Origin of the sequence: Sphingomonas sp. CFBP 13733, from assembly GCF_014841795.1 — a bacterium.
In the GTDB taxonomy this organism is placed as follows: Bacteria; Pseudomonadota; Alphaproteobacteria; order Sphingomonadales; family Sphingomonadaceae; genus Sphingomonas; species Sphingomonas aerolata.
The window spans coordinates 765,618-778,702 of record NZ_JACYUP010000002.1 but is presented as its reverse complement, the minus strand read 5'-3'; the positions used below and the strand labels follow the sequence as shown (position 1 = coordinate 778,702).

The following is a 13,085-nucleotide window of genomic DNA, read 5'->3' as shown; positions in this document are numbered from 1 at the left end:
CGGGACCGGGTCATGTAAGGGTCGCGGGCAGCCGCCACCGGCCCGCGCTCCGGCGGACAGGGTCGGCATCGCATCGGGTCACCGCGCGGCCCGTTCGGGGCGCCGCGCCGGCAACCGCTCAACCGCGGACCGGGGGACCTCGCAAGGGGGGACGCAAAAAGTCGGGGGCGCGGGCGACGACGGGGGGCGCGATGCGGAAGACGGTGGCGACGACGAACGCGATCGCCAGCGCGAGCAGCACCGGATCGGCCGCTGCCAGCCCCGCCGTCGTCAGGCCGGAAAAGGCGCAGGGCATCTCGCGGCCCGCATGCTGAGTCTTGTCCGGGTCATGCGTCATGCCCGGCATTGCCGCATGCGTCGTCTGCGACGTCGCCGTCGCAAGGGGGGAAGGCCCCGCTCCGGCACATAACTGGATAGTAAGTACGCCGTTCGCCACGACCGGCATGAATCCGCCGGGGACGAGGATCTTCATCGCCAGCGCGATCACGACCAGCCATGCGGCAAGCGCAGGATGATCGCGGAGCAGGCGGCGGAGCGGTGTCACGCGCCTGTCCTAGCCGGTCGGCGCGGATCTGTCGCCGGTCGTCGCGCGGGTCGGGCCATCCGGCTGTCCCGCCGCTGGACGCCCCGCTCCGCGCAGCTCGGCGATCCGCGCACAGACGCCTGCGGGCGGCGCATCGCCGGTCCAGCTGAGCCGGTAGCGGACGAGCAGCCCGTCATGATCGGACAGCTTCGGACTGCCCGGCGCGCCATCGAACATCGCGCGGACTTCGATCGGCACGATCCGCACGCGCGTGCCCTGCGCGAAGAACTGCAGATCCTGTGTGTCGAGCCACGGCGCGTCGCCGTCCCAGGACAGCGATACCGCACAGGCTGCGCGCGCCTGGCAATATTCGTGCACCAGACCGAACGGGTGATGAAGCCGGAAATCGTCGAACCGCGCGGGCGAGCGGCGCATGTTGAAGTCGCCGCCCAGGATCATCGGCCGCGACGGCGTGCGGCGCGCGGCGAGAAACGCCTCGAGCTCGCGGGTCTGCGCGCGGTGCGCGGCGCGATGCCGCGCGGGTGCGACCTTCGACGCCTTGCGCGCATTCATGTGCGTGTTGGCGATGTCTATTCCTTCGGGAACGCCGGGCACCGCAAGTGTCGCCAGCACCACGCCCTTGTTGGACAGACAGTCGAACCCTGCACAGGCCCGGCGCGAATAGGGATCGCGCGCGACGCCGGTGATCGCGAAGCGGCTGGCGATGACCAGTCCTGAGCTCATCAGCCGCACGCCGAGCTCGCCCTTGGCCAGCTTGGCACGCCCGGGCAGCCGGTCGTCCTGCGAATAGACGCTGCGCCGCGTCCGCGACGGTCCGCTCGCGAGCGATGGATAGCCCGTGGCGACCACCCCGCGCACCGCCGCGCGCGAGAAGACCTCCTGGAACAGCACCACGTCGGGCGCGGTCCCGGCCACGCGCAGATCGCGCAGGATCCGCCCGATCGCCGCGAGATCGCGCCCGCGCCCCGACCGCGCGGGCCATTGCAGCCCCTCGATATTATAGGTCAGCACGTCGATCGTCGTGCTGCGTTCGCCCGATGCCGCGATCTGGATCGCAGGCGGCCCGCCGCCCTCCCCGGCGTCGACGCCGCCACAGGGCAGCGTCCGGAACCGCGGCAAGCTGCCGCACCCTGCGAGGCCGAGCGTGAGCGCGACCCCCAGCAGGATGCGGCCTGGAATCACCTACCAGCTCAGCCCGGCGCGGGCGTAGAGATAGCGGCCGTTGAAGCCGAACGGCGAGTAATAGGGGAAGCCGATCACGCCGGTCGTGTTGTTCGCCGTGACGGTCGCATCGGGATAGACGTCGAACAGGTTGCTGACGCCCAGCCCGAGCTGCGCGCCCTTGGTCGCCTGATAGCGGAGCTCGACATCGGTGATGACGTGCTTGCCGCTGTGCACGTCCGCGGCGGGCGTCGTCCCCGGCTGGTTGACGTCGCCATAATAGGTGACGCGGGCGAGCGCGCCGAGCTGATCGAGCGACCAGTCGATCGAGCCGGTGACCTTCTCGCCCGGCGTGCCGTCCTCCAGCGTCAGGATCCGGCTGCGCGCGAACAGCGTCGGCGCGGGATCGAGCGTCGAGGTCGAGGTCGGGACGCGGGTCACCTTGCCGTCGTTGATGTTCCCCGCCACCGTCAGGTCGAAATTGCCCGCCGCCACGGTCCGCACGCGGTAATGCGCGACCGCGTCGATGCCCTTGGTGGTCGAGGCGAGACCGTTGATGAAGAACCGCGCCGCGGTCGCGCCCGATCCGGCGAGCAGCGTGGCGATCTGCGCGTTGACCTCGGGGGACTGGCTCGCCGCGGTGGTGATGTTCTCCGACAGGCCGATCTGGTTGCGGATGTGGATGCGATAGGCGTCGACGGTCAGGTCGAACCCGCCGAACCGCAGCACCGTGCCGAGCGACAGGTTGGTCGATTTCTCGGGCTCGAGCGGCAGTCCGCCGAGCCGCGCCGCGACCGGGCTGACCGAGGGGAAGGTGCCGGTCTGGATCGGCGCGCCATTCTGGATCACGGTCGAGATCGAGGTGAAATATTGCTGTTGCAGCGCGGGCGCGCGGAAGCCGGTCGAGGCCGTGCCACGCACCGCGATCCACGGTGCGACGTCATAGCGTGCGGAGATCTTGCCCGTCCCGGTCGAGCCGAAGTCGGAATAATCCTCACCGCGCCCCGCCAGCCCGATCAGCAGCGCGTCGGTCACCTGCGCCTCGAGATCGAGATAGGCGCTGAAGTTGCGGCGGTTGCGGTCGACGACATTGTCGGGCGAGAAGCCGCCAAACCCCTGCGCCCCCACCGCCGCGCCCGCGACGGCGCCCGTCACGGGCGTGGTGTAGGAGGCGCGTTCGCCCGCCTGGATCTCGAAGCTCTCGCGCCGCGCCTCGAGCCCGAAGGCGGCGTTGAGCCCCTGCAGCACGTCGAGCTTGCGGTTGACGTCGAGCCCGGCGACCAGCTGGCCATAGATCAGCGCGCCGTCGGAAAAGTCCTGCGGCGTCGCGGCGCCATAGGCATAGTTGGCGGAGTTGAGCGTGCGGAAACCGATCTTGTTGCGGCCATAGCTGACGTTCAGGTCGACGCTCCAGTCCGCGACCTCGCCCTTGATCCCGACCGCCGAATTGATGTCGCGCGACTTGGTGTTGATCAGCGGCAGGAAGCCGTCGGGATAGCCGGCCAGTGCGGTCGTCGCGCTCGCCAGCCGCGGGAAGGCCGCGCTGCGCGTGTCGCGGTCCTGATAGCCGAACCAGCCATAGAGACCCCAGCTGCCCGTCAGCGTCGTGCCGGCATTGGCAAAGACGCTATATTGCTCGACCTGCGGATCGCCGAAGCGTCCGGTGACGCGGGTCGGGGTGACGCGCGGATCGAAATCAGCGCGGTTGGTCGCCTGGCGGTTCAGATATTCGCCCGACAGCGTCAGGAACCCGTCCTCGCCAAAGCCCAGCCCCTGCCAGCCCGAGACGGTCACCGCATGCTCCCCGGTCGTGCTGCGGCTGCCGCGCGCGGTATCGATGTCGGTGTTGTAGAAGCCGTAATTGACCGTCGCGCCGCCGCCCGAACGCGCTTCGCGCAGCCGCAGGTTGACGACGCCCGCGATCGCATCGGACCCATATTGCGCCGATGCACCGTCGCGCAGCACCTCGATCCGGTCGAGCGCGACGGTCGGGATGGTGTTCAGATCGACCGCCGCCGAGCCGCGGCCGACCGAACCGCCGATGTTGAGCAGCGCCGCGGTATGTCCGCGCACGCCGTTGATCAGCACCAGCGTCTGGTCGGGCGACAGGCCACGCAGCGTCGCCGGGCGGATCGCATCGGTGCCGTCGACCGCGGAGGCGCGCGGGAAGTCGATCGACGGCGCGATCGCCGACAGCGCGGCGCCGAGCTCGGTCGTGCCCTGGCGCTGGAGCGACGCGCCGCTCAGCACGTCGACCGGCGACACGCTGTCGAGCCGCGACCGGCCGACCGCGCGCGTCCCCGTGACGATGATCTCGTCCTGCGCGACCGGCGCTGCGCCGTCAGGCTCCGCGGCGGCGGGTGCATCCTGCACGGTTTCCGCAGGCGCAGGCGCGACCTGCGCGTCGGCCTGCGCCGCGGCGAAGGCGAGGGTAGAGGCGGCCAGCGCCAGCGCGGTACGATAGGCAGTCATGTCGAAGTCCCTGTTGGCGATCGTTCTGTGACGATCTTTCGCGTGCACGAAGATGCACAACGCATTCACCCGGCCCGATAGGTCCCAAGCGACTGGCCGATAAGTGAAAAGAATGCGCGACCGGATGCGCGGGCTGCAACGGGGCATCGCGGCGGCGACATCGAACCGTCACCGTAACGACGCGGCCACGTCACGGATCTGGTTAATGGATCCCCCCGAGGCTGCGCGGTCGCGGCCAAGGGGACGCTTCATGACCTATCTCTCCACCTTGCTCACGGGCGTCGCCACGGTCGCGATCGCGATCACGGCGCCGGCGGCCGCGCAGACCGCGGGCGACCCTGCATCGCTGCCGGTCGCGACGCCCACCGCCGACGCGCCGCCGGGTGACGAGATCGTCGTGCTCGGCTTTGGCGAAAGCCGTCAGGTGCAGAGCGTGACCGCCGCCGATCTCTCGCGGCTGACGCCGGGGTCGAGCCCGTTAAAGGCGATCGAGAAGCTGCCGGGCGTCAATTTCCAGGCCGCCGATCCGTTCGGTGCCTATGAATGGGCGGTCCGTATCTCGCTGCGCGGGTTCAACCAGAACCAGCTCGGCTTCACGCTCGACGGCGTGCCGCTCGGCGACATGAGCTATGGCAACGTCAACGGCCTGCACATCAGCCGCGCGATCATTTCGGAAAACGTCGCGCGGACCGACGTGGCGCAGGGGGCGGGCGCGCTCGGCACCGCCTCGACCAGCAATCTGGGCGGTACGATTGAGTTCTTCAGCGACAAACCGCGCGACACGCTGAACGTCACCGGCGGCGGCACCTATGGCTCGAACGACACCTATCGCGGCTTCGCACGGATCGACAGCGGCGATCTCGGCGGCGGGCTGAAGGGCTATCTGAGCTACGGCTTTCTCACCACCGACAAGTGGAAGGGCGCGGGCGTCCAGCGCCAGCACCAGGCGAACGGCAAGATCGTCAAGGATCTGGGCAGCCTCGGCAGCCTGTCGGCGTTCCTCAACTTCTCCGACCGGCGCGAGCAGGATTACCAGGATCTGAGCTACGACATCATCCGCCGCCGCGGGCTCGGCAACGACAACATCGCCGACAATTATCCGCTCGCGCTGCAGATCGCGAAGGTCGCGCAGAACCAGGCGGCAGCAGCGGCCGGCGCCACGCAGCCCTGGGCGGGCGTCGGCACGGCGTTTCCCGCCGGGATCGGCACGGTCGACGACGTCTATTTCGACGCCGCGGGCGTCCGTCGCGATTATCTGGGCGGGGTCACGTTCGACGCCAACCTCACCCCCGGGCTGACGCTCAGGACCACCGGCTATTATCACGACAACAAGGGTCAGGGATCGTGGATCACGCCCTATTCGCCGACGCCAGCCGGCGCCGCCAATGCCGATGGCACGCCGATCGGCGCCGCCAGCCCGCTCGGCTTCCGCACCACCGAATATGCGATCAAGCGCGGCGGGGCACTCAGCAACCTGGCCTATGAAACCGGCGCGAACACGCTCGAACTCGGCGGCTGGTATGAGAGCAATACCTTCACCCAGGCACGCCGCTTCTACAGCATGACCGATACCGCGACGCCGAACCGCGACGTGCTGAAGTTCCAGGACAATCCCTATGCGACGCAATGGGACGGCAAATACACCACCGACACGATCCAGTATCATGTCGGCGACACGCTCCGCCTCGCCGACGACCGGCTGACCCTCAATGCCGGGTGGAAGGGCTTCACCGTCACCAACCGTGCGATCATGCTGCCCGCGACGACCTCGCCGCTCGCGGTCGGGCGGATCTCCGCCAAGGACTGGTTCCAGCCCCAGGCCGGGCTGCTCTTCAAGCTCGCGCCGGGCACCGAGCTGTTCGCGGACTATAAGGAAAACGTCCGCGCCTATGTCTCGTCGGCGACGACCGGGCCGTTCTCGACCACGCAGGCCGGGTTCAACGCGATCCGCGACCGGCTGAAGCCCGAACGCTCGAAGACCGCGGAAGGCGGGCTGCGCTTCCGCCAGGGCCCGGTCCAGGCCTCAGCGGTCGGCTATTATATCGACTTCTCGAACCGACTGCTCGGCTTTGCCAATGGCGCGGGGATCATCGGCAACCCGGCGACGCTCAACAATGTCGGCAGCGTCCGCACCTATGGCGCGGAGGTCGCGCTGACTTACCGGGTGTTCACGCCGCTGTCGCTGTTCGCGAGCTATTCGTACAACAACTCGCAATATGCCGACGACGTGCTCGACGCGCGCGGCGCCGTGCTGGTCGCGACCGACGGCAAGACCGCGGTCGACAGCCCCGAGCACATGGTCAAGGGCGAGATCGTGTTCGAACAGTCGGGCGTCACCGCACGCGTCGGCGCGGACTATATGAGCAAGCGCTACTTCACCTATCTGAACGACCAGTCGGTGCCGGGCCGCGTGCTCGTCGATGCCAGCATCGGCTACCGCTTCGAGGGGGACGGCCCGCTTCACGGCGTGTCGATCGAGGGCAGCGTCACCAACCTGACCGACAAGGGCTATATCTCGACGATCGGCTCGAACGGCTTCACCGCCAGCGGCGACAACCAGACGCTGCTGGCCGGTGCACCGCGCCAGGTGTTCGTGTCACTGAAGAAGGGGTTCTGACGCGCGGGCCGGATCGGGACTTGGGCGCCCCGATCCGGCCTTTGCCATCAGAACGCCGCGGACAGCCCCGCGAACGCGGTCACGCTGTCGCGGTCGTCGCGCAGCGCATAGCCCGCGACGCCCGCGCGCAGCGACAGCGCGCCGGCGACCTGTCCGTCGACCCCCATCGCATAGCTCATGTAATTGCGATCGGCGCGCTCGACGCTGCTGGTGAAGCGGATCGGCGCGCCGGTCGGGGTCATCGTCAGGGTCCGGGGATCGTCGTCGAACTCGCGCTCATAGCCTGCCCGCACGAACACGCGGACCGGCTCGCCCGGCAGCGACCGCACGACCGCGCCGAACCGGCCGGTCAGGCTCTCGATCTGCTGGCGACCGAACGCCGCCGCGGTCGACAGCCCGCCCGCCTCGGCATAGCCCGCCAGCCGGACGCGGTCATATTGCACCGCCAGATCGGGCCCGAAGGCAAGGCCGCCGGTGCGGACCAGGTCGAGCGCGCCCGTGATCCGGCCCGCGACGTAATTGCCGTCGGTCTCGCCGTCATGCGTGCGGATCGTCGGCCCGAGCTGCACGCTGCGCCGGATCTGGCGATAGTCGATCTCGCCATAGGTCCCGTCCGCCAGCAGCCGGACCGGCCCCAGCTCGCCGCGCGCATAGCCGCTCGCGGACCAGGCGCGCGGCTTGTAGCGTCCCGCACCGTTCTGGAAATCGCCCGTGCCGTCCGAATAGGCACCCGCGATCCCGACGCCCGAGGCCGCGCCGATCGCGAGGTCCGCGCCGAGCGTCCCGCTGAAGCCCCGCTCGGTGATGCCGACGCGCTGCGCCGAGTTGCCGCTGGCGTAATAATGATAGGCCGCCCCGCCGAACACCGACAGCGCGCGACCGTCACGCTGCGACCCGCCGCGTTCGGGCCCCTCGAGCAGATCACGTTGCGCGCGGAACATCGCCTGCGCGGCATAGCCGAGCCCCGCGATCTGCTCGGGCGCCTGGACGAGGCTGGCGATCGCCTGCCCCTGGATCCGCTGGGTGATGCCCGCGGGGTGGACGCTGTCGGCGAGGATATAGGTCTCGTTCGCATTGGGCGTGACCAGGGTCGCGCGCGTGCAGGCGAGCGACGAGGGCACGGTGCAGGCGACCCCGGTGATGTTGGTGTAGCCATAGGTCGCCGGGCTCGTCACCAGTTCGTTGAACAGCCGGTCGGTATCGAAATACAGCGCGTTGACGTTCGCCGCCGCGAGCGCTGCCGCATAGGTCCGGTTGAACAGCGCGAGCCCCGCCGCGCCGCCGGTCTGCACCGCGAGCGTCACGATCCGCTGCGCGCCTGCGCTTTGCAGCCGGCTGACCTGCGTGGCGAGCTCGGTCGCGGCGGTGGTCAGGATCGCATTGTTGGTGCTGCCGCCGGCCTGGAACGCGAAATAGTCGTTGCCGCCGCCCTGCACATAGACGAGGTCGCGCGGCCCGAACGTGCCACCTGCGCCGAGGAAGTTGGTGATCTGAGTCGTGATCGGGATCGACAGCGCGTTCGCCGCGGTCACGCGGGCGCCGCCGACCGCATAGTTGGTCCCGCCCTGGCCATAGACCGGGGTCAGCGGCAGCCCGAGCCGCGCCGCGACCACTTCGGGGGCGACCGGATCGGGGTTGGTCGTGAAGCTGCCCGCGTCGCGCGGCAGCCGCGGGTCGAGCGTCAGATAATAGCCCCCGTCGGCGAGGCTGTCGCCGAACACGACCATGCGGTTGACCGGTGCGGCGGCGGCGGTCGCACCGCTCGCGGTCTGGGCCTGCGCGGGGGATGCGATCGCCAGGGTCGTGCCCAGCAGCGCCGCGACGGCGGACGTCGTTTTCATAGATCCTCTCCTGTGCGGCAAGGGGTCGTTGCCCCCTGCTCTGGCACCGTCGTGGATCTGTCACATTGTGACGTCAAGCCGTCTCGCGCGGGGTATCAGCCGTCGAGCTGCGCGCGGGTCGTCGCACCGACGCGCATCCCTGTGACGCTGACGACCAGCGTTTCGATCTGCGCCTCGACGAACCCCGCGGCGAGGAACGCGCGGATCTCGGTCATCGGCAGCGCGAAACCGCGGCGCCACGCATAGACCGCCATCCGCCGCAGCGCCTCGAGCCGCGGATCGGCGAGCTGCGACCGGCTGCCCAGCCCGAACAGCCCGCCCATCGCGCGCGACACCGCACCGGGGCTGGCAAGACTGCGCAGCGTGTCGCGCTTGGCGAGCGCGATGACGCTCCATTCGAGCGCAGAAAACCCCGCCGTCTCGTCGGCGGCGTCACCTGCGAGATCGACCACCAGATCGGCGGCCAGATCCGCGGCGAGGTTCGCGGCCGGATTTACTGGCGCGGCGGCTGCAACCCGCGCGGTGTTGCGCGTGCCACAGGGTGCGGCGAAATGCGTGTCGAGGTCGAGATAGGCCATGAATATCCCCTTTCGGATCGGGCAGCACCGGACCTGCGTCGATGGAGGGTCCATCGGCACGGCATGGGGCGGCGCGGGTGCGGTCGTGGTGACGGTGTCGTTCCGACGTCGGAGCAACCTTCGATACCGAGCGGTATACAAACCGATCGCCCCGAACGTCAACCGCCTTCTGTACCGGGCGGTAGTTTTTATGCGTCGGGGTTCCCCGCCGCATCGCCGAGAGAAATCTACTGAGCGACATCAATTTCCCCGGTGGCTGACGACGAACCGTCGCCCTGTTGCGACGAACCGCCCGGCGCCCGCCGGCTCCCCGCCAGACTGACGCGTTGGGACAGCATCTTTGGACAGGAGAACGGACATGTCGCAGTCCCCTACCGACCATACCGACGACGCGCCCCCGACGACTTGGAAGAAGGGCGACCCGATCGCCGCCGAGGGCCTGCCGACCACGACCGGGGACAGCATCGTCGGCCGCACGGTGACGATCAATCGCCCGGCGGCCGAGCTGTTCGCCTATTTCCGCGACTTCACCAACCTGCCGCGCTTCATGGAAAACGTCGTGTCGATCGCCCCGATCGACGCCACGCGGTCGCATTGGGTGGTCAAGGCGCCGGCCGGCCGCACGGTCGAATGGGACGCGGTCGTGACCGACGAGACGCCCGACCGGGTGATCGCCTGGACCTCCGAACCGGGCGCCGATGTCGCGAACAGCGGCCGGGTCGAGTTCCGCGACGCCGGCGCGCGCGGCACCATCGTCACCGCGACGATCGTCTATGATCCGCCCGCCGGCATCGTCGGCAAGATCGTCGCCAAGATGTTCCAGCGCGAACCCGCGATTCAGGCGCGCCGCGACCTGCGCCGGTTCAAGCAACTGATGGAGACCGGGGAGATCGCGACCGGCTCCTTCACCCGCAAACAGCATGACGAGGAGTTCGCCTGATGCGCGCATTGGCATGGCATGGCCGCCACGACGTCCGCGTCGATACGGTCGACGACCCCGAGATCCTCAACCCGCGCGACTGCATCATCAAGGTGACGTCGACCGCGATCTGCGGCTCCGACCTGCATCTCTATGACGGCTATATCCCGACGATGCAGGCGGGCGACATTCTCGGCCATGAATTCATGGGCGAGGTCGTCGAGACCGGCCCCAAATCGACGCTGAAGAAGGGCCAGCGCGTCGTCGTGCCGTTCACGATCGCGTGCGGCAGCTGCTATCACTGCGGCAAGCATCAATATTCGGCCTGCGACAACGGCCTGCCCGCGGACAATCAGGACATCGCGCAGGAGCTGTACGGCCAGCCGATGAGCGGGCTGTTCGGCTATAGCCACATGACCGGGGGCTATGCGGGCGGCCAGGCGGAATATGTCCGCGTGCCGTTCAGCGACGTCGGCCCGATCGTCATCCCCGACGGGATCGAGGACGACAAGGTGCTGTTCCTGTCCGACATCCTGCCGACCGGCTGGCAGGCGGCGGAGAATGCGCAGATCGAGCCCGGCGACACCGTCGCGGTCTGGGGCTGCGGCCCGGTCGGGCTGTTCGCGGTCCAGTCGGCGTTCCTGATGGGCGCCGAGCGCGTGATCGCGATCGATCATTTCCCCAAGCGGCTCGCGCTCGCCAAGCGCTTCGGCGCGGAGACGATCAACTTCGAGGAAAGCGCGGTCTATGAGGCGCTGATGGCAATGACCGGCGGGATCGGGCCCGATGCGGTGATCGACAGCGTCGGACTGGAGGCGCACGGGTTCTTCGTCGACAACGTCATCGACCAGATCAAAAAGTCGACCTTCCTCGGCACAGACCGCGCGCATGCGATCCGCCAGGCCATCATCGCGTGCCGCAAGGGCGGCCGCGTCTCGATGCCCGCGGTCTATGGCGGGCTCGTCGACAAGTTCCCGCTCGGCGCGTTCATGGAGAAGGGGCTGACGCTCAAGACCGGGCAGACGCACGTCCAGCATTACATGCCCGCGCTGCTCAACGCGATCCTCGAGGAGAAGATCGACACGACCTTCCTTATCTCGCACCGGATGGATCTCGAGGAGGCGCCGCAGGGCTACAAGATGTTCCACGACGATCAGAACGAAGTGACCAAGGTCGTGCTCAAGCCCGGCTTCAACTGAGAGGATATCGACCCATGGCTACAGCATCACCACACGGCAAATTCGCCGTCATCACCGGCGCCTCGACGGGCATCGGCTTCGAGCTCGCGACGATCGCGGCGCAGGACGGCTATGACATCCTCGTCGTCGCGGACGAGGCGCTGATCGAGGCGGCGGCGGCCGACTTCCGCCAGTTCGGGACCACGGTAACGGCGCTCGAGGCCGACCTGTCGACCACCGACGGCGTCGACGCGCTGCTCGCCGCGACCAACGGGCGCCAGATCGACATATTGTGCGCCAATGCCGGCCGCGGGCTGGGACACGGTTTCCTCGACCAGTGCGTCGCCGACTGGCGCGCGGTGATCGACACTAACATCACGGGCACGCTGTATCTGGTACAGAAGGTGCTGCCCGCGATGGTCGCGCGCAACGACGGCAAGCTGCTCGTGACCGGCTCGGTCGCGGGCTATATCCCCGGCGCGTTCCAGGCGGTGTATAACGGGTCGAAGGCGTTCATCGACAGCTTCACCGAAGCGCTCCGCAACGAGATCAAGGATGCGGACGGCGTCACGCTGACCACGCTGATGCCGGGGCCGGTCGACACCGAATTCTTCGACCGCGCCGACATGAACGACACCGATGTCGGCACCGATCCCAACAAGCGCTCGCCCGCCGATGTCGCACGCGACGGTTGGGACGCGCTGATGGCGGGCAAGGGCTCGGTGTTCTCGGGCTGGATGACCAAGCTGCAGGGCGTGATCGCCAATGTCGTTCCCGGCTCGGTCCTCGCCGAGCAGCATCGCAAGATGGCCGAACCCGGCAGTGCGAAGGACTGATCGCCGCCTGACGGAACGCGGCGGGCTTCGGTCCGCCGCGTCGTTTGCCACGATAAAGATCGGCATGGTAGGTCGTCGGCTCAGCCAGGAGCCCCTTTCGTGCCCGATCAGCCGCCATCGTCCGATACCGTCCCCCCGCCGCTACCGCTCGACGAGCAGCTCTGTTTCTCGCTCTACGCCGCGACGATCGCGGTCAACCGCGCGTACAAGCCGATGCTCGACCGGCTCGGCATCACCTATCCGCAGTTCCTCGTGCTCCAGACGCTGCACGAGGCGGAGGATGGCCGGACGATCGGTGCGATCGCCGAACGGCTCGCGCTCGAACCCAGCACGATCACGCCGCTCGCCAAGCGGCTGGAGGCCGCGGGGCTGGTCACGCGGCTGCGCAATCCGGCGGACGAACGGCAGATGCATGTCCGCCTCACCCCGGCGGGCCGGACCTGCTGGGCGGGTACGGGGTGCCTCGGGCCGATGATCGTCGACCGCAGCGGGATGACGCCCGACCGGCTGCGCGCGCTCAACACCGAGGTCACCGCGCTGCGCCGCGCGCTCGGCGATCCGGATAGCGCAGGACGCTAACTGGCGCCGCCGCCGGACCCGGCGACGTGCAATGACGCCGGTGCTTTCCCATATAGGTCAGGCACCTGACACGATCGGGGCATGAACGGAGACGAAGCATGGCAGGCGGCTGGACGCGCGATGGCGCGGTGCAGGATCAGATCGACGATACCGTGATGGATGCGGTGATGGCGGCGCGTGCGCGGATGCCGGTCGGCGAGAGCGAGGAACAGTGCATCGCCTGTGGCGACGACATTCCGGAGGGCCGGCGCCAGGCCGTGCCGGGCGTACGGACGTGCATCGCCTGCCAGAGCGGTCGCGATCGGCCCGCGGCCTCGCTGTTCAACCGCCGTGGCAGCAAGGACAGCCAGCTTCGCTGAT

The 13,085-nt window shown here is 68.6% G+C and carries 11 protein-coding genes; 6 read left to right on the top strand and 5 right to left on the bottom strand.

Annotated features, from left to right (window positions below; genetic code table 11):
- Positions 1-118 precede the first annotated feature (118 nt).
- From IFT71_RS07910 to IFT71_RS07900, 3 genes are read right to left on the bottom strand one after another with little or no spacing between them, the layout of a single operon-like run.
- Entirely contained in the window at positions 119-544 is a 426-nt protein-coding gene (locus IFT71_RS07910) for a DUF2946 family protein (protein WP_192140046.1), read from the bottom strand.
- Positions 545-553: 9 nt separating this feature from the next.
- Complete coding sequence (locus IFT71_RS07905; RefSeq protein ID WP_192140044.1) at positions 554-1,726, bottom strand: endonuclease/exonuclease/phosphatase family protein; 1,173 nt, start codon at positions 1,724-1,726, stop codon at positions 554-556.
- Positions 1,727-4,177, bottom strand: coding sequence for a TonB-dependent receptor plug domain-containing protein (locus IFT71_RS07900; RefSeq protein WP_192140042.1), 2,451 nt, complete (start codon positions 4,175-4,177; stop codon positions 1,727-1,729).
- Positions 4,178-4,427: 250 nt separating this feature from the next.
- Between IFT71_RS07900 and IFT71_RS07895 the strand changes: the two genes are divergently transcribed.
- Positions 4,428-6,794 (top strand): TonB-dependent receptor, encoded by a 2,367-nt coding sequence (locus tag IFT71_RS07895; RefSeq protein WP_192140040.1) that lies wholly within the window; start codon positions 4,428-4,430, stop codon positions 6,792-6,794.
- Positions 6,795-6,841: 47 nt separating this feature from the next.
- Here IFT71_RS07895 and IFT71_RS07890 read toward each other — a convergent pair whose 3' ends face one another.
- Both IFT71_RS07890 and IFT71_RS07885 read right to left on the bottom strand, forming a co-directional pair.
- Entirely contained in the window at positions 6,842-8,635 is a 1,794-nt protein-coding gene (locus tag IFT71_RS07890) for an autotransporter domain-containing protein (protein ID WP_192140038.1), read from the bottom strand.
- Positions 8,636-8,730: 95 nt separating this feature from the next.
- Positions 8,731-9,213: a hypothetical protein gene (locus tag IFT71_RS07885; protein WP_192140033.1), complete on the bottom strand. Its 483-nt coding sequence runs from the start codon at positions 9,211-9,213 to the stop codon at positions 8,731-8,733.
- Between the two features lie 358 nt (positions 9,214-9,571).
- Here IFT71_RS07885 and IFT71_RS07880 point away from each other — a divergent pair, with 358 nt between their 5' ends.
- The 5 genes from IFT71_RS07880 to IFT71_RS07860 all read left to right on the top strand — a co-directional run bounded on the left by IFT71_RS07880 (position 9,572) and on the right by IFT71_RS07860 (position 13,084).
- A complete protein-coding gene (locus tag IFT71_RS07880; RefSeq protein ID WP_192140031.1) occupies positions 9,572-10,153 on the top strand; it encodes an SRPBCC family protein in 582 nt (193 codons plus the stop codon).
- Positions 10,153-11,331, top strand: a complete 1,179-nt coding sequence (locus IFT71_RS07875) for a zinc-dependent alcohol dehydrogenase (protein ID WP_037530290.1) — start codon at positions 10,153-10,155, stop codon at positions 11,329-11,331. The genes IFT71_RS07880 and IFT71_RS07875 overlap by 1 nt, the downstream gene beginning before the upstream one ends.
- Before the next feature lie 14 nt (positions 11,332-11,345).
- The gene (locus IFT71_RS07870) at positions 11,346-12,146 is read left to right on the top strand and encodes an SDR family NAD(P)-dependent oxidoreductase (RefSeq protein WP_192140029.1); all 801 of its coding nucleotides are present in this window, start codon (positions 11,346-11,348) and stop codon (positions 12,144-12,146) included.
- A gap of 99 nt (positions 12,147-12,245) precedes the next feature.
- Positions 12,246-12,725: a MarR family winged helix-turn-helix transcriptional regulator gene (locus IFT71_RS07865; RefSeq protein WP_342212617.1), complete on the top strand. Its 480-nt coding sequence runs from the start codon at positions 12,246-12,248 to the stop codon at positions 12,723-12,725.
- A gap of 98 nt (positions 12,726-12,823) precedes the next feature.
- Positions 12,824-13,084 (top strand): DksA/TraR family C4-type zinc finger protein, encoded by a 261-nt coding sequence (locus IFT71_RS07860; RefSeq protein ID WP_031439716.1) that lies wholly within the window; start codon positions 12,824-12,826, stop codon positions 13,082-13,084.
- The last annotated feature ends 1 nt before the right edge of the window (position 13,085 follow it).

What these genes read in the sequence shown, in the direction of transcription:
- IFT71_RS07900 (WP_192140042.1), bottom strand. Translation starts at nt 4,177, where the DNA reads ATGACTGCCTATCGTACCGCGCTGGCGCTGGCCGCCTCTACCCTCGCC.
- IFT71_RS07895 (WP_192140040.1), top strand. Translation starts at nt 4,428, where the DNA reads ATGACCTATCTCTCCACCTTGCTCACGGGCGTCGCCACGGTCGCGATC.
- IFT71_RS07890 (WP_192140038.1), bottom strand. Translation starts at nt 8,635, where the DNA reads ATGAAAACGACGTCCGCCGTCGCGGCGCTGCTGGGCACGACCCTGGCG.
- IFT71_RS07885 (WP_192140033.1), bottom strand. Translation starts at nt 9,213, where the DNA reads ATGGCCTATCTCGACCTCGACACGCATTTCGCCGCACCCTGTGGCACG.
- IFT71_RS07880 (WP_192140031.1), top strand. Translation starts at nt 9,572, where the DNA reads ATGTCGCAGTCCCCTACCGACCATACCGACGACGCGCCCCCGACGACT.
- IFT71_RS07875 (WP_037530290.1), top strand. Translation starts at nt 10,153, where the DNA reads ATGCGCGCATTGGCATGGCATGGCCGCCACGACGTCCGCGTCGATACG.
- IFT71_RS07870 (WP_192140029.1), top strand. Translation starts at nt 11,346, where the DNA reads ATGGCTACAGCATCACCACACGGCAAATTCGCCGTCATCACCGGCGCC.
- IFT71_RS07860 (WP_031439716.1), top strand. Translation starts at nt 12,824, where the DNA reads ATGGCAGGCGGCTGGACGCGCGATGGCGCGGTGCAGGATCAGATCGAC.